Origin of the sequence: Streptomyces sp. NPDC001902 (assembly GCF_042891295.1) — a bacterium.
In the GTDB taxonomy this organism is placed as follows: domain Bacteria; phylum Actinomycetota; class Actinomycetes; order Streptomycetales; family Streptomycetaceae; genus Actinacidiphila.
On the sequence record NZ_JBIATA010000009.1, the window covers coordinates 139,811 to 159,169 of the forward strand.

The following is a 19,359-nucleotide window of genomic DNA, read 5'->3' on the forward strand; positions in this document are numbered from 1 at the left end:
ATTCCGGCCGCTGACGGCCAGGAATTTCGTCATGCCGTCAACAGTCCGTCGGACAAGGGGGATTGACGCCATGAAGGGTGACCGCGTGGAGATAGTCGTCGACGCGGGCGACACGACAAGGACGTACGAAGTGGTCGCCACCAGGGCGGGCCGCAGGGTCGAAACGGCGGTCCGCCGAGGGGTGGTGGAAGTGAGCGAAGTCACCCGGTCCGGCTCCGTGGTGCGCACCGCGCGCTTCATGGCCACCCGGGTCCTCGCCCTGGTCGAGCAGCCCATGCCGACCGGCGACGCGGAGGACGAGGAAAGGGGCTGACGGTCCCCGTCCGCGCCCGCCCGGGAGATCCCCTCGGGGATGTCCCGGGGGTGCGGCCGGGTCCCTCCACCCAGGGGAGTACGCGACCGGACCCGGAGTCATCCTCGGGGAGGCCAGGGAAGCGGTACGAGGGCATGACGACCGGCGCCGGCGCCGCGCCTAATGTTGAGGTCAAGCGGCGGGCGGAGCACTCGTCCCCCGAGGTCAAACGCCCGCCGCCCTGACAACTGTGCATGATCACGGACCACGACCGGGAGAGGGCCATGGCGAACACGGTGAGCCGTACGGTGCGGCCGGCGCGCGGCAGCAGGATCGCCGCCTTCGGCATACGCCCGTCGGGCACCCGGCATCCGCTGGTGGCGGTGGCGATGGTGCTGCCGCTCGCGGTGCTGCTCGCGGTGGCCTTCGGGGGCTGGGACGCAGTGGTCACACAGGCGTCGTCCGTAGCCGGTCTGATGGGGCGCTGACAGACGCCCCGCGGCCCCGGAAGAGCGGTCCGGGTCCGCGAGGACCGGTGAACCAACCCCGTGGGGACGGGGGTACGGCGGACGGCATGAATGCCCGGGTACCGTGGCGGTACCCGGGCATCACACCCGGCATTGCCAGTGGGCGGCGCGCTGCCGCACAGTGGGCCGGTGACACGGGGCATGGGGGAGGAAGTGACCAGCAGCGGAGCACCGCTGACGCACGCCCTGGGGGCGGTCGCGGCAGCGGCCTCGCGGGTACCCGCCCAGGCGCGGCCCGCCGTGCTCGCCGAACGGCCCGACGCCACCGTCGTCCGCGGCGGCCGCCTCGTCGCCAAGGCCCACGCCCCGGGCACCGATCCGCAAGAGCTCGACCTGCGGCTGCGCGTGGCCGCCCATCCTCTGCTCGACGGCGTCCTGCTGCCCCCGGCGCCGCTGCCCGACCACGGCGGCGCGTTGAGCGCCGTGCTCCTCGGCCGCACCGTGAGCCTGTGGCCCCTCGGCGAGCCGGTCGACCGCGACGACCCGGACTCCGCACCCTGGGCGGAGGCCGGCGCGCTCCTGGCCCGTCTGCACACCGTGCCGGTGGCCGCGCTGCCCGGCCCGCCGCCGCAGATGCGCGGCCCCGTCAGGGCGGCCGGCGCGGTCGCGAGGATGCTCGCCGCCGGCGCCGGCGACCCGGCGGTGCTCGCCGCCTGGCGCGGCCTGCCGCCCTGGGCGCGCGGCGAGGCCCCGCAGCCGCGGCAGGTGCTGTGCCACGGCGACCTGCACCTGGGCCAACTGGTGCGCCACCCGGCGCCCGACGGGCCGTGGTGCCTCATCGACGTGGACGACCTCGGGCTCGGCGAGCCCGCCTGGGATCTGGCCCGGCCGGCGATGTGGTTCGCCGCCGGGCTGCTCGACCCCGCCGACTGGGGCCGCTTCCTCGGCGCGTACCGCGTCGGCGGCGGCCCCGCCGTTCCAGCGGACGGCGACCCGTGGCCGCATCTCGACGTGGCGGCACGGGCGTTGGCGGTCCAGACCGCGGCGACAGCCGTCGCCAAGGCCGCGCAGGAGGGCCGCGCACTCGACGGGACGGAACGCACCGTCCTCGATACGTGCCGCCGAATCGCGGAAGTAAAGTGCAGTCCTACGCCGGGGGAGGACCCCCGGCCGGCGCGAACGAGGAGATGAGCCGACGATGCTCTGTCCCAAGTGTCATGGCCCGATGCAGACGTTCACCCGCAGCGGCGTCCAGATCGAGCAGTGCGGCAACTGCCGGGGGATCTTCCTGGACTACGGGGAGCTCGAGGCGCTGACCCGCATGGAGTCGCAGTACGCCCAGCCCGCCCCGCCGCCGCCCGGTTACCCGCAGGCGTATCCGCAGCAGCACGCCGCCCCGGCCTGGGGCGCCCCGCACGGCGGGCACCACGGGGGCCACCACGGCCACCACAAGCAGCAGAGCTGGGCGCACATGCTCTTCTCGTCATGACACGACCGAGGGCCGGAGCGAACGCTCCGGCCCTCGGCTGCTGGTGGACGATACTGGGATTGAACCAGTGACCTCTTCCGTGTCAGGGAAGCGCTCTCCCGCTGAGCTAATCGTCCTCGGTACTGCGGGTGGTGCAGCGTGCGCGATACTGGGATTGAACCAGTGACCTCTTCCGTGTCAGGGAAGCGCTCTCCCGCTGAGCTAATCGCGCTCGGGTCCCCCGTGCCGAAGCGTCGGGGAAGGCCCTCCCGGGCCCAGTGGACGATACTGGGATTGAACCAGTGACCTCTTCCGTGTCAGGGAAGCGCTCTCCCGCTGAGCTAATCGTCCTCAGAGGTGGAGACGGGATTTGAACCCGTGTAGACGGCTTTGCAGGCCGTTGCCTCGCCTCTCGGCCACTCCACCAGCGCGGGGGCGGTGACCCCCACTTCGAGCGGACGACGAGATTCGAACTCGCGACCCTCACCTTGGCAAGGTGATGCTCTACCAACTGAGCCACGTCCGCAGTGTCTCCCCCGGAGCTCGCACCCGGGCGGGACCTCCGCCGATGCGCTTGCGCGTCCCGGCGACGAGTTGAACTCTAGCGGATTACGGCTCCGCCACCAAAACGCGTTTCCGCAGCGTGCCGGGTCGGTGACCAGCGCATCTCGTTCGTCGCCGCCGACTTAGACTCGCACTCGCCCCACCGGACCGACCTGGGAAGCCCCGTGCCCGACCTCGAGCCCCTCGCCAGATTCGGCGGCCTCGTCGCCTCCGACCTGCGGGATGTCACCACCGACCCGGCCGCGCTGGACTCGTCCGGCTTCTGGGCGGTGGTCGCCGGCTTCGAGGGCGACATGGTCTGCGCGCGCTTCGGGAACGTCCGGCCGGAACCTGCCGCGGCCGCCCACCGCCGGCTCTGGAAGGGCCCCGCCCCCGGCGACTGGACGTCCTCACTGGACCGCGCCGGGTACACCGCCGGAGTGCGCCGCGTCCGCGAGTACATCGCGGCCGGCGAGGTCTACCAGGCCAACCTCTGCCGGGTGCTCACCGCGCCGCTGCCCGATCCGGACGCCGACGTCGACGCCCTCGCGGCCGTCCTCGCCCGCGGCAACCCCGCCCCGCACGCGGGGACGGTCCGGCTGCCCGCGCACGGCATAGAGGTGGCCAGCGCCTCCCCCGAACTCTTCCTGCGCCGCCGCGGCGAGGTGGTCGAGTCCGGACCCATCAAGGGCACCGGCCGCACCGAGGCCGACCTGCTGCCCAAGGACCACGCCGAGAACGTCATGATCGTCGACCTGGTCCGCAACGACCTCGGGCAGGTCTGCGCCACCGGCACGGTCACCGTCCCCGACCTCTGCGTCGTGGAGAAGCACCCCGGCCTGGTCCACCTCGTCTCCACCGTGCGCGGCGAACTGCGCGAGGGTGCCGGCTGGGCCGCGCTGCTGGACGCCGCGTTCCCGCCGGGCTCCGTCACCGGCGCCCCCAAGTCCAGCGCCCTGCGCATCATCGCCGAACTGGAGACCGCCCCCCGCGGCCCCTACTGCGGCGGCATCGGATGGGTCGACGCCGACCGCGGCACCGGCGAGCTCGCCGTGGGCATCCGCACCTTCTGGATCGACCGCGCCGCCCCCGGCGGCCCCGTGCTGCGCTTCGGCACCGGTGCCGGGATCACCTGGGGCTCCGATCCCGAGCGGGAGTGGGACGAGACGGAACTGAAGGCCTCCCGGCTGCTGGCAGTAGCGTCGGGTACGTACGACTCGAACGAAGGCGAACGGAACCATGGGGCAGAGTGACACCGTGAGCACGACCACCGCCGGCGCGATCTGGGTCAACGGCGCGCTGCGCGAGACCGACGAGGCGTCCGTGTCCGTCATGGACCACGGCCTGACCGTCGGGGACGGCGTCTTCGAGACGCTCAAGGCCACCGGCGGCACCGCCTTCGCGATGGACCGCCACCTGCGCCGGCTGGCCCGCTCCGCGCGCGGCCTCGGCCTGCCCGAGCCCGACCTGGACGAGGTGCGCCACGCCTGCGAGGCCGTCCTCGCCGCCAACCCGGCGCCCCACGGCCGGCTCCGCGTCACCTACACCGGCGGCACCTCGCCGCTCGGTTCCGAGCGCGGAACCACGGGCCCCACCCTGGTCGTCGCCCTCGGCACCGCGACCGTCCGCCCCGACACGACGGCCGTCGTCACCGTCCCCTGGACCCGCAACGAGAAGGGCGCCCTCGCGGGGCTCAAGACGACCTCCTACGGGGAGAACGTCGTGGCCCTGGCCCGCGCCCACCAGCACGGCGCCTCCGAGGCGCTCTTCGCCAACACGCAGGGACGCCTCTGCGAGGGCACCGGCTCCAACGTCTTCGTCGTCCTCGGGGGCAAGCTGCTCACCCCGCCGCTCGCCTCCGGGTGCCTCGCCGGGATCACCCGCGAGCTCGTCATCGAGTGGGCCGGGGCCGAAGAGGCCGACCTGCCCTTCGAGGCCCTCGCCGAGGCGGAGGAGATCTTCGTGACCTCCTCGCTCCGCGACGTCCAGGGCGTCCACCGGGTCGACGACCGCGAGCTGGCCACCGGGGCCCGCCCCGGCCCGGTCACGGCCAAGGCGATGCGGGTCTTCGCGGAGCGGTCCGTGGAGCACCCGAACCCCTGAGCCGGGGCGGTCCCGGGTGGTTGAACCCGTGACGTAACCGCGGCGACCCGGTAGAACTCCACACCATGACCACCACCCTGCGCCCGGCCGAGCCCGAACAGCGCTGGCGCGGCGGAGTACGCGCCCGCCGCTTCCACGTCTGTGTCAACGGGCGCCCGGTGGGGGAGACCACCCTGTGCACCGACGCCCGGTTCGGGCCCGAGGTCGGGCGCATCGCCGCACTGCGGATCGACCACGACCAGCAGCGCCGCGGCCGCGGCACGGTCGCGGCCCTCGCCGCGGAGGAGGTCCTGCGGGGATGGGGCTGCCGCCGCATCGAGGTCTCGGTGCGGACGGAGGACGCGGCCGCGCTCCGGCTCGCGGGCGTGCTGGGGTACGTCGTCCGCAACCGGAACATGCTCAAGGCGCTGCCCGACGCGCCGCCCGCGCTGCCCGACGGCAGCGTCGTGCGGCCCATGACGGAGGCGGAGTACCCGGCGTGGGCGGCCCGCAGGCGGGACGAGTACGTCCGGTCCTGGACGCGGCGCGGCGTGCCCGAGGCGCAGGCCCGCGCCAAGGCCGAGGCGGACGACCTGGCCGCCCTCCCCGAGGGGCTCGGGACGCCCGGCGCCGTGCTGAGGGTGCTGGAGGTCGGCGGAGCCGGGGAGGCCGGGCAGGTGGTGGGGGAGCTGTGGCTGGGGCACAGGGACGAGGCCACGGGGTTCGTCTTCGACGTCCACGTCGCCGAGGGGCACCGGGGCCGGGGTCACGGGCGCACGCTCATGCTCGCCGCGGAGCGGGAGTGCCTGGCGGCGGGGCTGCGGTGGATCGGGCTCAACGTCTTCGCCGGGAACGAGGCGGCGGAGGGGCTCTACGGGGCGCTGGGGTACGGGGTGACGGAGGTGCATCTGGCGAAGCCGCTTCTCTGAGTGCCCGGGGGTGGGGGTTGCGGCCGGTTGCTGTGTGCGGGTTGTCTGCGCCTGCGGCGGGGCGTCCCCCGCCCTCCCTCCCCCCAGCCTTCGGCCGGGGGGACCCCCATGGGCGCACCCCGCCACACCCCCTCCGGTCGTGTGCGCGACTGACGGCCGGAGGGGGTGGGGGTTGTGGGAAGTCGTTCCGCAAGGCATGAGGGGCCTCCCGGCCGACGGCTGGCGGAGGGTTGGCACACCCCACCACCGGCGTGCACACGCCGGGATGCCGGTTACCGGCCCAGGGCGGCGTCCGCGAGGGACTCGATGCGGGTGCGGAGGCCGTCCTGGGACGTGCCGCCGTCGAGGCGTTCGCCGGAGATGACGTAGGTGGGGGTGCCGGTGACGCCGATGGCCTTGCCCTCGGCCTGGTCGGCGTCGACGACGAGGAGGTGCCGCCCGTCGACGAGCGCCGTGTCGACCTCTTCCGCGTCGAGGCCCAGGTCCGCCGCGATCTCGACCAGCAGTGCCTCGCCGCGCTCGCCCAGCTCGTCCGTGCGGGCGAGGACCGCCTCCGCGTACTCCCAGCCGCGGCCCTGGGCGAAGGCCTCCTCCGCGGCCTGGGCGGCGGCGTAGGCGTGCTTGTGCTTCTCCAGGGGGAAGTGCCGCAGCTGGATCTCCAGGGCGTCGCCGTACCGCTCGCGCAGGGCGTGCAGGTCGGTGAGGGCGGTGGCGCAGTCGGGGCACTGGAGTTCGCACCAGTACTCGAGGACGACGGTGCGGGGAGTCGCTTCGTTCATGGGGCCAGTCTCCCACCGGGGGAGGAGCCGTCCCGGAGATCACCCTGAGGTTGCCGCCGGGCCGTGGCCCGCAGGTGGGGGACGGGTGCACGATGGAGCGAGCAGACCATTTCGGAGGAGCTCCGCATGCTGACCTCGACCGTGTGTGTCGCGCTGTCCGCGGCGGGCCTGGCGATCGCCCTGCTCACCGCCTACCGGCGCAGGTTCCGCAGGGCGACGATGATCGCGGCGGTGGCGCTGCTGCCCGTCGGCCTGTACATGACGGGACTGGTGTCGCTGGCCGGGACCGTCGTCCGGGCCGTCGCCGACTGGGCGGCGGACCTGGTGTTCAAGCCGTCGGTGTGGGCGGGCTTCGCCGTGCTCGCCCTGTCGGTCGTGCTGTACTTCCTCGCTCGGGTATCGGGGCGCCGCAAGGGCGTCGCGGAGGCGAGCCCGCGCCGGGAGGTCGCGTCGGGCGCGGGGGCGCCGGCTCTGGCGCAGGGGAAGAAACCGGTCCCGAAGGCGGCGAAGACCGATCCCGACCTGGCCGAATTCGGTGAGATCGAGGAGATCCTCAAGCGCAGGGGGATCTGAGCGGCGTGTTGGTGGCAGGGGGGGGCGGGGTTACGTCATCATCGCCCTGGCGGACCTCAACTACCGCCCCCTGAGCGGGATTTGGTGTGTCCGGGGGCGTACGGTTGTGCGAGTTCGCGTCCCTCCGAGCACACCGTAAGGCCATGGAAGCCCAAGCAGACGACGACGAGCCCCGCGGCTGCCTGTTCGCGCTTTCCCAGCCGCCGCTCATGCTGTTCCTGACCGTGATCGGCAGTCTGCTCGCCTTCGGCGGGCTCTACGACCTCTGGCCGTTCTGAGCCGGCACGGCGACGGCCTCGCGGCGGCGCGCCCGGTACGCGGCGACGTGGAGCCGGTTGCCGCAGGTGCGGCTGTCGCAGTAGCGGCGTGAGCGGTTGCGTGACAGGTCGACGAAGGCGCGCCGGCAGTCCGGGGCGTCGCAGCGGCGCAGCCGTTCCCGCTCCCCGGCGACGAGGAGGAAGGCCAGGGCCATCCCGCAGTCGGCGGCCAGGTGGTCGGCGAGGGAGGCGCCCGGGGCGAAGTAGTGGACGTGCCAGTCGTAGCCGTCGTGGTCGGTCAGCCGGGGCGTGGTGCCGGCCTCGGCGACGAGCGAGTTGACCAGCGCCGCGGCCTCGGGCGTGGCGGGCGCGGAGAAGACCTGGGCGAAGAGCTGCCGTACGGCGCGCACCGCGACGAGGTCGTCCTCGTCGAGCGATCCCACGTCGCTGATCTCGTTGCGCTCCACGAAGGCGCGCAGCGCCGCGAGGTCGGCCAGACCCTCGCGGCCGTCACTCTCCGGTGTGGTGTTGATGAGATCCACCACGCAGTCGAGTGCGCACCTGGTGTCATGGTTGATCAGCACGGAATCGCTCTCTCCCTGGCCTGGTGGGTCGGGCGTTCCGGTGACTTTAGCGCGAGAGCCGTCGTCGTGGAGCGTGCTGCTCCCCGACGACGGCTCCGGCAGGTCGGGTCCGCGCCGTACCCCCGAGATGCGTACGGCGACGGACGGTCGGTGGACTCAGCTCTCGGCGAGGATGTGCGAGAGCTCGGTGTCCAGGTCGAAATGACGGTGTTCGGTGCCGGGGGGCACCGCGGCGTCGGTCCGCTTGAGGAACGACTCCAGGGCCCGCGCCGGGGCCTCGAGCAGCGCCTCCCCCTCCGGAGAGCTGAGGGCGATGCACACGACGCCCTGGCCGTGACTGCGGGACGGCCAGACCCGGACGTCGCCGGTGCCGGTGGGCCGGTGCAGACCTTCGGCGAGCAGGTCGCGGGCGAAGACCCATTCGACTGTCTCCTCGGCACCGGTGTGGAAGGTGGCGTGCACGGCGTAGGGATCGGCCGTGTCGTACCGCAAGCCCGCGGGTACGGGCAGTGACGATTCGCTCGACACAACGAGGCGCAGGTGCAGCTCGCAGCTGACCGTGGTGTTCATAAGCGCCAGGGCCTTTCGCTCAGTGTGCGCTCGGGGATTCGCACGTCGGCGAAATCGACATGCCACCTGCGGGGACGTTGTAAACCCCTCTGACGGGTTTGTGAGGGTTCCGGTACCTCGTCCGGCCGAGTTCTTTTCCTCCCCGGCGAGCCATTCCGGTGACGAAGTGGCTTCGGGTAAGTTTGGGAGCATGACTGCGGAGAGTGACGGGCGGGAGGTGGCCGTGGCCATGGATCCCGCGACCGTCGACAACGGGGACGGCGGGGACGTGGAGCCCGAGGGCTCCGAGCGCCCGCTGGGGTCGAGGGCGCCACGTTTCATCCGGCGCTCCCGCGCGCTGCACGTGAGCTGGCAGGTCGGGGTCTTCCTGGTGGGTCTGGCGATCGTCGGGACGGGCGTGGTCCTGCTCCCGCTGCCGGGACCCGGCTGGGTGGTGATCTTCGCCGGCATGGCCGTCTGGGCGACCGAGTTCGTCTGGGCCCAGCTGGTGCTGCGCTGGACGAAGCGGAAGGTGACCGAGGCGGCACAGAAGGCGCTCGACCCGAAGGTGCGGCGGCGGAACCTGACGCTGACCGCCATCGGGCTGGTGATCATCGGCGTCCTCCTGGGGTACTACCTCTGGCGGTTCGGCTTCGTGATGCCGTGGAAGGCCGACCTGCACTGAGGGCGCACCGTCCGCGATGGTCGGGGCACCCGCTGACATGCGGTAATGTTGTTCCCGCACCGGGGCGATTAGCTCAGCGGGAGAGCACTTCGTTCACACCGAAGGGGTCACTGGTTCGATCCCAGTATCGCCCACCCGGACCGAGGGCCCGGAAGCCGAGAGCGGCTTCCGGGCCCTCGTCGTCGTATCCGGCGGTGGTGCCGTACCAGTGAGTACGGGAAGCGCTTTCCGTCATTCTGCGCCTTACCCATTGACGCCTCGGCAGGGTCTCCCTACGGTTTCTCGGCAAGCGCTTGCCTTAATCGTTTCAGGCCCTCCGCGGGACGCGGGGTGGCGTCTGCCCGAAGGGGGCTTGTCGTGGGCGTTCGACGGAGTGTGCGCGGGCCGTGGGGCCTCAGGGCCGCCAAGGCCGCGGTCGCCGCGCTGGCGCTGCTGGCGGCCGGCTGCGGGGGCGGCGGCGACCCGGACGGCGGGACCGTGACCATCCGCTACTCGTGGTGGGGCGCCCAGGACCGCGCCGAGCTGATCCGGAAGACGATCGCGCTCTTCGAGAAGGACCACCCGCACATCAAGGTCAAGACCGACTTCGCCGAGTACGCCGACTTCTGGAGCAAGTTCACCACCCAGGCCGCCGGCGGCAACGCCCCCGACGTCTTCCAGAACTCCGTCGCCTTCCTGCGCAAGTACGGTGAGAAGGACCTGCTGCTCGACCTGAACACCCAGGTCAAGGCCGGCAACCTCAGCATGGACGACTTCCGGGCCGGCCTGGAGAAGGCCGGCGAGGTCGACGGCAAGCTGCTCGGCGTCCCCGTCGGCGGCAACACCTTCGCCCTGGTCTATAACCCCGAGGCCTTCGAGCGCGTCGGCGTCACCCCCGCCGCCGGCTGGACGTGGGACGAGTTCGACGCCGCCGTCCACAAGATCAGCGCAGCCGAGGGCGACCTCTACGGCGCCAGCGACAACGGCGGGGTCATGTACCTGTACGACCTCTACCTGCGCCAGAACGGCAAGGCGTTCTTCACCGCCGACAACGAGCTCGGGTTCACCGAGACCGACCTCAGGCAGTGGTGGGGCGACCACTACGCCGACAACAAGGCGGGCGACCTGGTCCCGGCCAAGAAGAGCGAGCAGATCAAGCCCAAGTCCTCGGTCAGCGGCGACCTTTCCGCCGCCGAGTTCACCTGGGACAACTTCATCGTCCGCTACGCCGCCGAGACCGGCACCAAGCTCGCCCTGGCCCCGGTCCCGACCACCGACGGCACCAGGACCGGCCAGTACATCTCCTCGCTGATGCTCAGCGGATCGGCCCGCACCCGGCACCCCGAGGAGGTCGCGGAGTTCATCGACTTCATGGTCCACGACCCCGAGGTCGGGAAGATCATGGGCTACAACCGCGGCGTCCTGCCCACGAACGCCCAGTTCGACGCGTACCGGCCGACCGGCGTCGACGCGCAGATCGCCGCGTACGAGAAGTCCGTGACCGGGGTCATCGAGCCGATCACCCCGCACCCGGCGGGCGCAGACGTCGCGGAGGCGGCCTTCCTGCGGATCTACGGCGACGTCGCCCTGGGCAAGACCTCGGTCGACGACGCCGTCACACAGTTCTTCGGCGAGGCGAAGACCGCGCTCGGCTCCTGAGGGGACATCCCGTGACGCGCACCCAGACCGCCGTGCCGGATGTCGCCGAGCGGCGCCGCACCCCGCAGGACCGGCCCCCGGAAGGCCGGCGGCGGGGACGCCGGGAGACCCTGGCCGGCTACCTGTTCCTGACCCCGTGGTGCGTCGGCGTCCTGCTGCTGACACTGGGCCCGATGCTCGTCTCGCTCTACCTGGCCTTCACCGACTACAACCTCTTCGACTCCCCGAAGTGGACCGGGCTGAGGAACTTCCGCGACATGTTCGCCGACGACCGCTGGTGGCACTCGGTGCGGGTGACGCTGGAGTACGTACTGGTCGGCACCCCGCTCAAGCTCGCCGCCGCCCTCGCCGTGGCACTGCTGCTGGTCAGGCCCCGTCGGGGCCAGGGCTTCTACCGCTCCGCCTTCTACACCCCGTCGCTGATCGGGGCGAGCGTCAGCATCGGCATCGTGTGGCGCTCGGTCTTCCAGGACGACGCCGTCGTGGACCGCGCGCTGCACCTCGCCGGCTGGGACGTCGGCGGCTGGGTCGGCGACCCCGACTGGTCGCTGCCCACCCTCGTCACCCTGACCGTCTGGCAGTTCGGCGCCCCGATGGTGATCTTCCTGGCGGGGCTGAAACAGGTGCCGCGGGAGCTGTACGAGGCGGCGGAGGTCGACGGGGCCGGGGCCTGGCGGCGGTTCCGCTCCATCACCCTGCCCCTGATCTCACCGGTGCTCTTCTTCAACCTGCTGCTCGAACTCATCCACTCCTTCCAGGTCTTCACCTCGGCAGTGGTCCTCGGGGGCAGCGGCGGCGGGGCCGGCGGCCCGGCCGACTCCCTGCTCGTCTACACCTGGTACCTGTACGAACAGGGCTTCCGCAACCTGCGCATGGGCTACGCGTCCGCCATGGCCTGGATGCTGATGCTGGGCATCGGCCTGCTGACCGCGCTGCTGTTCCGCACCCAGCGCGACTGGGTCCACTACGAGGACGGGACGGACGCCCGATGACCCCCGCCGGCACGGCCCGCCGCCGCACGGCACGCACCCTCGCCTGGCACGCCGGCGCCCTCGCCCTGCTCGTGGTGATCCTCTACCCGGTGGTGTGGCTGGTCGGCGCCTCGCTCAAGCCCGGCGACGAGATCGTCGGCAGCCTGGAACTGCTGCCCGGCCGCCCCATCGCCGACAACTACCGGCGGCTGACCCGCGGCATCGCCGACATCCCCGTCTCCACCTTCTTCACCAACTCGCTCGTCCTGGCCGTCGGTTCGGTGGTGGGCGTACTCACCTCCTGCTCGCTGGCGGCCTACGCCTTCGCCAGGATCCGCTTCGCCGGGCGCAACCTGCTCTTCGCGGTCATGATCTCGACGCTGCTGCTGCACCTTCCAGGTGCTCATCATCCCGCAGTACGTGCTCTTCCAGAAACTCGGCCTGATCAACACTTACGTTCCGTTGCTGCTCGGGAAATACCTCGCCGCGGACGCGTTCTTCGTCTTTCTCATGGTGCAATTCATGCGCAATCTCCCGCGGGAATTGGACGAGGCCGCGCGCCTCGACGGCTGCGGACATCTGCGCATCTATTGGAGCATCGTGCTCCCTTTGTGCCGGCCCGCCCTCATCACGAGCGCCATCTTCACGTTCATCTGGTCCTGGAACGACTTCATCGGGCCCCTGCTGTACCTGAACGAGCCCGACAAGTACACGGTCTCGCTCGGGCTGAAGATGTTCATCGACCAGGACAGCGTGGCCGACTACGGCGGCATGGTCGCCATGTCGCTGGTCGCCCTCCTGCCCGTGCTCCTCTTCTTCCTGGCCTTCCAGCGCCACCTGGTCGAGGGAGCAGCCACGTCCGGACTGAAGGGCTGAGGCCGATGGCGTTCGGCGGTGCCCGTACTGCTGTGGGTCGGTTCGCGCTGTTCGCCGAGTGCCTGCTGACCGGGGTGTGGCTGGTGGCTGCCGCGCTGCCGCTGGTCACCGCGCTGCCCGCGTTCGCCGCCGCCTGCGGGCACCTGCGGCGGCACCTGGACGGAGAGCGGTCCACGTGGCGCGACTTCATGGCGGAGACCGCGGCCGCGACCCGCGCCGGGTGGCGCTGCACGCTGCTGTGGTGGGGCGGGCTCGCGCTGCTCGGGCTCGACCTGGCGGTGGCCCGTTCCGGGATGCCCGCTGGGGGAGCGTTCACGTGTGCCGGTGTCCTGGCCGCGGTCGTCCTCGTGGTGACGGGGATTCGCGCGGCTGCGGTCTGGCGGCCCGGGGAGAGCGGCCGGGGTGCGGCCGGCCGTGCGGTGCGGCGCGTCGTGGGCGACCCCGGGGGGACGCTGCTTCTTGTGGGCGGGGTGGTGGTGGTCGGGGTGGCCGCGTGGATGCTTTTGCCGCTGGGGGCGGTGGCGTTGGGGTGCGTGGCGGGGGCGGCGGTGGCGGTGGAACGCCGTTCCTCTGCTGGTGCGTTGTGATGGCGGGTGGGGTGCCTCTTGCGGCCCGTTGTTGTGTGCGGGTTGTTTGCGCCTGCGGCGGGCGGTTTCCCCGCCGCCCGCCCGATTGCCCGGCGCGGTCAGTGCGGGTCTCGCATCGTGTGCCTGGGTCGGGGCCGCGCCGGCGCACTCCCCCAGCCTTCGGCCGGGGGGACCCCCTCAGCGCTCGCGGTTTGTCCCTGCAGTATTCGGCGCCGGGTTCGCCGCTCGTCTCCCCCCAGCCTTCGGCCGGGGGGAGGGAGGGCGGGCGGGGGACGCCCGCCGCAGGCGCAAACAAAGCCGCACACAATCACCGGGCCCCACAGAACGCACCCGGCACCGCTAGCGGAGGCGCCCCAGTGCGTTCCGCACGCGCCGGACGTCGCGCAGACGGCGCTCGTACGTCGCCCCGACCCCGAGCAGGAGGACGCCCGCCAGGGCGAGCGGCACCCAGCGGGGGACCGCGCCGAGGGCCTGGGCGATGTAGGGGGCCAGTTCGTGCAGCGCGTCGAGCGCGAGCACGCCCGCCCCCAGCAGGAGCGGTGCCGCCAACCGGTGGCGGGCACCGAGGAGCATCACGGCGAGCGAGGCCGCGCCCAGGGTCAGGGGGCGGACCCAGCCCGGGTCGCCCCAGGCGGCGGCGAGGCTGGGCAGGAGGGTCGCGCAGAGCCCGGGGGCGTAGGCGGCCCAGGACGAGGACGCGGGGTCGCGGCGTCGCCGCAGGGCTCCGACGGCCAGGGCGGCGACCGTGACGGGGAGGGTGTACGCCTCCGGGACGTGGACGTCGGACGCCGCGAGGCGTACCCAACTCGCCGCGATCATCAGGCAGGTCGCGACGTAGCCGAGCCACCGCCGGTCGGCCTGCAGCGCCGCGACGGCCGCGGCGAGGACACCTGCGAGGGCGAGGGCCAGGGCGAGGAGTGCGGGGTCGTCGGCGACGAGGCCGATCGCGAGGAGGGCCGCGGCGTGGCCGGGGTGCTCGAAGGGGCGTCCGGGGGCGCGGAGGGCGGCGGCCTGGGCGGCCGCGGCGATCGCGAGGAGGGTGAACGCGGCCGCGTGGGCGGGCAGTCCGGTCCAGGCGAGGCCCGCCGCGCAGGCGACCCCCGCGGCGGCGCTCACCACGCGGGTGCGCGGGGCCACGACGCACAGCGCGCCGAAGCAGGCCAGCAGCAGGGCGAGCACGGTGAGCGTCGTCGTGCGCTCCGGGTGGGCCCACGCGACGGCCGTCACGGCGAGCCCGCAGGCGCCCACCAGGGCGGTCCAGGTGAGCGCCCGGGCCGACAGCGCGAGCAGCGCGGCCACGACGACGAGCCGTACGGGCAGCGGGCCGGGCACGCACACGGCGACCACGGCCGCGACCAGGGCGCCGGAGGCGGCGAGCGGGCCGTACGGGGTGGCGCGGTGCAGCCGCGCCGCCGTGGCCAGTTCCGCCGCGAGCAGGCCGGACACGGCGACCGCGCCGTACGGCCCCTCCCACGCGTCGGGCGCGACCACGCCCACGATCAGCGAGGGCAGCGCCCACAGCAGGGCGAGGGCGTGCACCGCGGCGGCGCCGGCCGCGAGACCGGCGGCCACCGTGCGGAGGCGGGCCGGGACGGCGCGGGCCGCCGCGCCGAGCACGACCGCCGCGCACGCCAGGTACCCCGGCACGATCCACTCGCCGGGCACGTCCGACCGGAGGATCCCGCCGGCCGCGCCCACGACCGCGAGCGCCGCGACCCCGGACAGGATCCCCGACACGGTGGGGGGCGCCGCGGGCCGCAGTGCGACGGTGAGCGCCACCGCGGCGGCGCCCAGCAGCAGTACGCCCGCGCGCAGTGCCGCTCCGCCGTCGTCGGCCGAGACGGAGAGCCCGCCCGCGGTGAGCAGCGTGCCCAGACCGACGGCCGTCCCGGCGACGGCGGCGGTGATCCGCGTCCCGCGCCCGCCGGTGAGGAGGGCGACCGCCGCGTCCAGCGCGGCCGTGACGAGCAGGGCGGCCGCGAGCCCGTACGCCGACTCCGCGGCCGACGCCCACAGCGCCAGGGGGAGTTGACCGATCACCACGGCGAAGGGCACCGGCAGCACGAGCCGCCCGAGCGCCTTCCCGTACCCGGCCCAGAGCGCGGCGACGACGGCCAGGGACACCGCCGCGAAGCGCAGCCCGTCGGCGCCGGGGAACGCCACGCGGTGCAGCGCGTACGCGTCGAGCAGCAGCAGGACGAGGCCGAGGCAGGCGACGACCTCGGCCGTGGCGGTCAGCGTGCGGCGCAGCAGCAGTACGGGCACGCCCGTCGCCGCGAGGGTCAGCGCGCCCAGGACGGCGGCACGTCCGCCGATGCCGAGGTGGCCCCAGCTGATGACGGTGAACGCGATCGCGGCGACCGCCAGCAGCATACCGCCCAGGGCGAGCAGCAGGTTCTGCACCGCGTGGGGCGACGTCTCGCGGCGCGGCGGGGCACCCCACGGCGTGCCCCACGGCGCCGGCGGGTACGGCGGCCGCAGCTGCGCCAGCAACTGCCCGCGGCGTGCGATGAGGCGGCCGCGTTCGGCGTCCAGCCGCAGGAGGGCGCGGTCGGTCTCGCGCAGTTCCTCGGCGACCGGCCCGACCAGGGGCAGCGCGCAGCGCGGGCACGCGGGCGGCGCCGTCGCGGGCAGGTAGGTGCCGCACGCGGGACAGCGGTCGTGCGGCGGGGGCATCGTCTCCATGGCTCGGAGTGTGGCGCGGCCCACGTGCGCGGGCATGCGCGCCGGTACTCAGATCCGCGCTGAGTACGCACACTGGCTCCATGGACTGGAGCCGCTACCGCTTCCGCAGCCTGTGGCGGATCGCCGCCCCGCCCGAGGCCGTGTACGGCCTCCTGGAGCGCCCGCACGAGTACCCGGTCTGGTGGCCCCAGGTCCGCGAGGTGCGGCAGACCGGCGAGACCGCCGGCACCCTGCGCTTCCGCTCGGTCCTGCCGTACGACCTGTTCGTCACCGCGCACCAGACCCGCCGCGACCCGCGCGCGGGGGTGCTGGAGGTGGCGATGTACGGGGACCTGGAGGGGTGGGTGCGCTGGACGGTCGGCGCGGACGGGGCGGGCGGCGGCACCCGGCTGCTCTTCGAGGAGGACGTGATCGTCAACAAGCCGCTGATGCGGCGGCTGGCCGTCCCGTGCCGGCCGCTGTTCCGTGCGAACCACGCGCTGATGATGCGGCAGGGGCGGCGGGGCCTGTCCGCCCGGCTGCGCGCGGAGGGGGCACCGGGCCGGGAAGCCGTTTGAACGCAGCCGCCCGCGCCCTGTATTGTTCAGGTCGTCCCGGGCGATTAGCTCAGCGGGAGAGCACTTCGTTCACACCGAAGGGGTCACTGGTTCGATCCCAGTATCGCCCACCGTCACGAAGGGCCGGTCCATCACGGACCGGCCCTTCGGCGTGTGCCTAGGCCGCCGGTTCCTCGGGGGCCCGCGCGGGTGTCGGCCGCAGCGGCCAGGCCGGGTCGACCCGGTCGTCCGTGCCGCTGCGGGCGAACCACGCCTGCAGCCCGCGGGCCTGGCCGGCGTGCCAGAGGGCCTGGCGGGCGTGGAGTTCGGCGGGCGGCACCCCGCCGATCCGTGTGGCGAAGCGGTGGCCCAGCACCCGTACGAGCGCGAGCGCGGCGAGGGCGTCCGCCGCGGCGTCATGGGCGTCGGTCAGCACCACGCCGTAGTGCGCGCACAGGTCGGTGAGGGTGCGGCGGCCCTTGCGGTAGCGGTCGAGGTGCTTGTCCAGGACCCGGGGGTCGAGGACCCGCAGCGGGCCGCGGACCAGGTAGGCGTCGAGCGCCATGCCGCGGTGGCGCTTCAACTCCCGGTCGAGCAGCGTCAGGTCGAAGGGTGCGTTCATCACCACGAGCGGCACGCCGGCCGCGGCCTGGTCGGCCAGCGCGCGTGCCAGTTCCTCCATCACCGGGCCGGGACGGCGTCCGTTCGCCCGGAGGTAGTCGTCGTCCAGCCCGTGCACCGCGCGGGCCCCTTCGGGCACCGGGACCCCCGGGTCCACCAGCCAGCGGGTCGTCCTGGCCGGTATGCCGGGGGCGTCCTCGATCACCAACGCGGCCGAGACCACCCGGTCGTGTTCCACGTCGACCCCCGTGGTCTCGGTGTCGAAGGCGGCCAGCGGGCCGTCGTACCAGTGCGGCATGGCGCACCTCCCGTGCGGATCGCAGGATGCGGGCGGCCGGCGGCCGCCCTTACGGTACGTACCCGTGACCGCACGTCACCGAACCGCAACGGTTTGCGACTTGTCGCTGGTGGGGATGAAGAGGGCAACGGGGATCACTAGGATTCCCGCGCCCGGAAAGGCACGGAGAGCGATGGCGCTCGAGCAGCCCGGCCCGGGTGGGCTGCTGTCCGAACCGAACGCACCGCTGCGCGGCGGACTCGCCACCACCAGCTGCATGGAAACCCTCCAAGTGGGATATCTGCACGCGGTGGCGGCGGCCGCTGGTTGTTCGCTCGCCCAGCCCTTCCCGGACAACGGCATCGACTGGCACATAAGCCACAGTTCGCACGGCCACGGTGTGGACGACGAGGTCACGATCAAGGTGCAGCTCAAGTGCACCTACCAGGTCGCCCCGCGGCCTCCCGGTCCGACCTTCGGCTTCACCCTGGAGAACGAGCACCTGGTGAAGCTGGCCCGGACCCCGGTCTCGGTGCACAAGATCCTCGTGGTGATGCTCGTGCCGCGCACCCAGGAGGAGTGGCTGCGTGCCGGCCACGACCGGCTGGAGCTGCGGCACTGCTGCTACTGGACGAACCTCGCCGGTCACGCCGCGACCGGCAAGCGCAAGACGACCGTGCGGATACCCACCGCGCGGATCTTCGACGACCGGGCCCTGTGCGAGATCATGACGCGGGTCGGGGCGGGAGGGAGGCCCTGATGAGCCGGACGGCAGACGACGCACTCGTCCCGCCCGACCCCGAGCGGGTCGACCCCGGCGTCCTCGTCGCGCTGCTCGTCCGCCACGGCTGGCGGCGGCGTGGCGGCGCCCCGGGCCGCTACACACGCTGGACGCCCCCGGGCGAGCCGGAGTCCGCCGCCCGGACCAGCCTCCTGGTGCCCGAGCGGCGTACCGCGGGCGCCCGCTACGCCGACCACGCCGAGCTGCTGGGCGAGGCCCTCGACGCCCTCGCCCGCTGCGGCGAGCCCTCGGCGCGCGAGGTGCTGACCGCGCTCGCCGTCCCCGGCGACGAGATCCATTGGCACCAAGAGCTGCCGCCGGCCGCCGGCGCGGCCGTGCCGTGGACGGCGGCGGAGCAGCTGCGCGCGGCCGCCCGCGCCATGCTCATGTCCGCCGCCCGCGCCGAGCGGGACCGCTTCGGCTACTTCGGCGCGCGCCACACCGGGCACGCCAACGCCTTCCTGGAGCAGGTGCTGGTCGGTGCCGCGCCGGGGCACCAGCTCACCGCGTACGCGCCGGTTCCCGAGGGCCGCCGCACCGTGACCACGCTGCTGCGCGCGCTGCAGGCGGCCCGGGACGCCGTGGACTACCAGCGGACCACCGGCGGCATGGAGGCCTTCGACGCGGCGGTGGGCCTCGGCGTCTGCCACGAACTGGCCGACTCCCTGATCCGGATGGTGCGCGGCACCGAGGGCGTGGTGGTCACCCTCGCCTGGGCCCCGGCGGCCGGGCCGCCCGTGGGGTTCGCCAGGGTGCCGGAGCCGGTCGAGTTCTCCCCTGGCGACCTCCCCGCGCTGGAGGCCGCCAGTGAGCGTTACGTGCGCGAGGAACCCTCGGTCGACGTGCGCGTCACCGGCACCGTCACCCGGCTGCGCCGGCCGCGCCCCTCCGGGGGCGGCAGCATCCGGCTGCGCGTCCTGGCCGGTGCGGACGTCCGCCACGTACGCATCCGCCTCCCCGAGGAGGGGTACCGCATCGCGGCCCAGGCGCACCTGGTCGGGCTGCCGGTCCGGCTGTCCGGGCGGCTGGAACGGCGTACCGGCTTCCGCCACCTCACCCACCCGTCGGCGCTGACCCCCGTCCACGTCGACGAGTCCGACCGCGACCGGCTGATGAAGGCCCTGCACGGCGGCGTCGACACCTTCGAGGACTCCTTCGGCGGCTGACCGGGGGGCGCAC

General features: G+C 73.3%; 21 protein-coding genes, 7 tRNA genes and 1 pseudogene. 19 read left to right on the plus strand and 10 right to left on the minus strand.

The window, feature by feature from the left end; translation table 11 throughout:
- The first annotated feature begins 70 nt into the window (after positions 1 to 70).
- From ACFYYN_RS17335 to ACFYYN_RS17350, 4 genes are all read left to right on the plus strand, one after another.
- The gene (locus tag ACFYYN_RS17335; RefSeq protein ID WP_499510833.1) at positions 71 to 313 is read left to right on the plus strand and encodes a DUF8836 family protein; all 243 of its coding nucleotides are present in this window, start codon (positions 71 to 73) and stop codon (positions 311 to 313) included.
- Between the two features lie 263 nt (positions 314 to 576).
- Complete coding sequence (locus tag ACFYYN_RS17340) at positions 577 to 780, plus strand: hypothetical protein (protein WP_018564248.1); 204 nt, start codon at positions 577 to 579, stop codon at positions 778 to 780.
- Between the two features lie 180 nt (positions 781 to 960).
- A complete protein-coding gene (locus tag ACFYYN_RS17345; RefSeq protein ID WP_500546559.1) occupies positions 961 to 1,950 on the plus strand; it encodes a phosphotransferase enzyme family protein in 990 nt (329 codons plus the stop codon).
- Positions 1,951 to 1,957: 7 nt separating this feature from the next.
- A complete protein-coding gene (locus ACFYYN_RS17350) occupies positions 1,958 to 2,248 on the plus strand; it encodes a TFIIB-type zinc ribbon-containing protein (RefSeq protein WP_499510831.1) in 291 nt (96 codons plus the stop codon).
- 41 nt (positions 2,249 to 2,289) lie between these two features.
- Here the strand turns inward: ACFYYN_RS17350 and ACFYYN_RS17355 are convergent.
- The 5 genes from ACFYYN_RS17355 to ACFYYN_RS17375 all read right to left on the minus strand — a co-directional run bounded on the left by ACFYYN_RS17355 (position 2,290) and on the right by ACFYYN_RS17375 (position 2,753).
- Positions 2,290 to 2,364 (minus strand) — tRNA-Val (locus ACFYYN_RS17355).
- Between the two features lie 23 nt (positions 2,365 to 2,387).
- A tRNA-Val gene (locus ACFYYN_RS17360) sits at positions 2,388 to 2,459 on the minus strand.
- A gap of 47 nt (positions 2,460 to 2,506) precedes the next feature.
- Positions 2,507 to 2,578, minus strand: a tRNA-Val gene (locus ACFYYN_RS17365).
- Positions 2,579 to 2,582: 4 nt separating this feature from the next.
- A tRNA-Cys gene (locus ACFYYN_RS17370) sits at positions 2,583 to 2,653 on the minus strand.
- A 27-nt stretch (positions 2,654 to 2,680) separates the two neighbouring features.
- Positions 2,681 to 2,753, minus strand: a tRNA-Gly gene (locus ACFYYN_RS17375).
- 202 nt (positions 2,754 to 2,955) lie between these two features.
- Here ACFYYN_RS17375 and ACFYYN_RS17380 point away from each other — a divergent pair.
- The 3 genes from ACFYYN_RS17380 to ACFYYN_RS17390 all read left to right on the plus strand — a co-directional run bounded on the left by ACFYYN_RS17380 (position 2,956) and on the right by ACFYYN_RS17390 (position 5,781).
- Positions 2,956 to 4,023, plus strand: coding sequence for a chorismate-binding protein (locus ACFYYN_RS17380; RefSeq protein ID WP_500546490.1), 1,068 nt, complete (start codon positions 2,956 to 2,958; stop codon positions 4,021 to 4,023).
- Complete coding sequence (locus tag ACFYYN_RS17385; protein ID WP_500324478.1) at positions 4,010 to 4,873, plus strand: aminotransferase class IV; 864 nt, start codon at positions 4,010 to 4,012, stop codon at positions 4,871 to 4,873. The genes ACFYYN_RS17380 and ACFYYN_RS17385 overlap by 14 nt, the downstream gene beginning before the upstream one ends.
- A 65-nt stretch (positions 4,874 to 4,938) precedes the next feature.
- Positions 4,939 to 5,781 carry a GNAT family N-acetyltransferase gene (locus ACFYYN_RS17390; protein WP_500546491.1) on the plus strand — a complete coding sequence of 281 codons (843 nt, stop codon included), beginning with the start codon at positions 4,939 to 4,941 and terminating at the stop codon, positions 5,779 to 5,781.
- A 272-nt stretch (positions 5,782 to 6,053) separates the two neighbouring features.
- Here the strand turns inward: ACFYYN_RS17390 and ACFYYN_RS17395 are convergent, their stop codons facing one another.
- Positions 6,054 to 6,560, minus strand: a complete 507-nt coding sequence (locus tag ACFYYN_RS17395) for a DsbA family protein (protein WP_500436444.1) — start codon at positions 6,558 to 6,560, stop codon at positions 6,054 to 6,056.
- 126 nt (positions 6,561 to 6,686) lie between these two features.
- On the opposite strand from ACFYYN_RS17395, the gene ACFYYN_RS17400 reads away from it, so the two are divergent.
- Together ACFYYN_RS17400 and ACFYYN_RS17405 are read left to right on the plus strand one after the other, a co-directional pair.
- The gene (locus ACFYYN_RS17400) at positions 6,687 to 7,133 is read left to right on the plus strand and encodes a hypothetical protein (protein ID WP_500546492.1); all 447 of its coding nucleotides are present in this window, start codon (positions 6,687 to 6,689) and stop codon (positions 7,131 to 7,133) included.
- Positions 7,134 to 7,276: 143 nt separating this feature from the next.
- A complete protein-coding gene (locus ACFYYN_RS17405; protein WP_499510825.1) occupies positions 7,277 to 7,411 on the plus strand; it encodes a hypothetical protein in 135 nt (44 codons plus the stop codon).
- Here ACFYYN_RS17405 and ACFYYN_RS17410 read toward each other — a convergent pair.
- Positions 7,390 to 7,974: a CGNR zinc finger domain-containing protein gene (locus ACFYYN_RS17410; protein WP_499510824.1), complete on the minus strand. Its 585-nt coding sequence runs from the start codon at positions 7,972 to 7,974 to the stop codon at positions 7,390 to 7,392. The two genes, ACFYYN_RS17405 and ACFYYN_RS17410, sit on opposite strands and share 22 nt — an antisense overlap.
- A 156-nt stretch (positions 7,975 to 8,130) precedes the next feature.
- Entirely contained in the window at positions 8,131 to 8,544 is a 414-nt protein-coding gene (locus ACFYYN_RS17415) for an SsgA family sporulation/cell division regulator (protein ID WP_003959770.1), read from the minus strand.
- 190 nt (positions 8,545 to 8,734) lie between these two features.
- Between ACFYYN_RS17415 and ACFYYN_RS17420 the strand changes: the two genes are divergently transcribed.
- The 6 genes and pseudogenes from ACFYYN_RS17420 (at position 8,735) to ACFYYN_RS17445 (ending at position 13,280) form a co-directional block, all read left to right on the plus strand.
- Positions 8,735 to 9,208: a TIGR02611 family protein gene (locus ACFYYN_RS17420; RefSeq protein WP_500546493.1), complete on the plus strand. Its 474-nt coding sequence runs from the start codon at positions 8,735 to 8,737 to the stop codon at positions 9,206 to 9,208.
- Positions 9,209 to 9,270: 62 nt separating this feature from the next.
- A tRNA-Val gene (locus tag ACFYYN_RS17425) sits at positions 9,271 to 9,342 on the plus strand.
- 223 nt (positions 9,343 to 9,565) lie between these two features.
- The gene (locus ACFYYN_RS17430; RefSeq protein ID WP_500546495.1) at positions 9,566 to 10,846 is read left to right on the plus strand and encodes an ABC transporter substrate-binding protein; all 1,281 of its coding nucleotides are present in this window, start codon (positions 9,566 to 9,568) and stop codon (positions 10,844 to 10,846) included.
- Positions 10,847 to 10,878: 32 nt separating this feature from the next.
- Positions 10,879 to 11,838 carry a carbohydrate ABC transporter permease gene (locus ACFYYN_RS17435; RefSeq protein WP_500546560.1) on the plus strand — a complete coding sequence of 320 codons (960 nt, stop codon included), beginning with the start codon at positions 10,879 to 10,881 and terminating at the stop codon, positions 11,836 to 11,838.
- Positions 11,835 to 12,693, plus strand: a pseudogene (locus ACFYYN_RS17440) (carbohydrate ABC transporter permease). Before ACFYYN_RS17435 ends, ACFYYN_RS17440 begins: the two are co-directional and overlap by 4 nt.
- Positions 12,694 to 12,725: 32 nt before the next feature.
- On the plus strand, positions 12,726 to 13,280 hold the full coding sequence (locus tag ACFYYN_RS17445; protein WP_500546496.1) for a DUF624 domain-containing protein: 555 nt from the start codon (positions 12,726 to 12,728) through the stop codon (positions 13,278 to 13,280).
- A 339-nt stretch (positions 13,281 to 13,619) separates the two neighbouring features.
- Here the strand turns inward: ACFYYN_RS17445 and ACFYYN_RS17450 are convergent, their stop codons facing one another.
- Positions 13,620 to 15,965, minus strand: coding sequence for an SCO7613 C-terminal domain-containing membrane protein (locus ACFYYN_RS17450; protein ID WP_500546498.1), 2,346 nt, complete (start codon positions 15,963 to 15,965; stop codon positions 13,620 to 13,622).
- Between the two features lie 80 nt (positions 15,966 to 16,045).
- On the opposite strand from ACFYYN_RS17450, the gene ACFYYN_RS17455 reads away from it, so the two are divergent.
- Entirely contained in the window at positions 16,046 to 16,522 is a 477-nt protein-coding gene (locus ACFYYN_RS17455; protein ID WP_499510818.1) for an SRPBCC family protein, read from the plus strand.
- 38 nt (positions 16,523 to 16,560) lie between these two features.
- Positions 16,561 to 16,632, plus strand: a tRNA-Val gene (locus ACFYYN_RS17460).
- Positions 16,633 to 16,679: 47 nt separating this feature from the next.
- Here the strand turns inward: ACFYYN_RS17460 and ACFYYN_RS17465 are convergent.
- Complete coding sequence (locus ACFYYN_RS17465) at positions 16,680 to 17,420, minus strand: exonuclease domain-containing protein (RefSeq protein ID WP_500546500.1); 741 nt, start codon at positions 17,418 to 17,420, stop codon at positions 16,680 to 16,682.
- Between the two features lie 172 nt (positions 17,421 to 17,592).
- On the opposite strand from ACFYYN_RS17465, the gene ACFYYN_RS17470 reads away from it, so the two are divergent.
- Both ACFYYN_RS17470 and ACFYYN_RS17475 read left to right on the plus strand, forming a co-directional pair.
- Positions 17,593 to 18,159, plus strand: coding sequence for a DUF4365 domain-containing protein (locus ACFYYN_RS17470; RefSeq protein WP_499510816.1), 567 nt, complete (start codon positions 17,593 to 17,595; stop codon positions 18,157 to 18,159).
- Positions 18,159 to 19,346, plus strand: a complete 1,188-nt coding sequence (locus tag ACFYYN_RS17475; RefSeq protein WP_500546501.1) for a hypothetical protein — start codon at positions 18,159 to 18,161, stop codon at positions 19,344 to 19,346. The genes ACFYYN_RS17470 and ACFYYN_RS17475 overlap by 1 nt, the downstream gene beginning before the upstream one ends.
- Positions 19,347 to 19,359 lie beyond the last annotated feature (13 nt).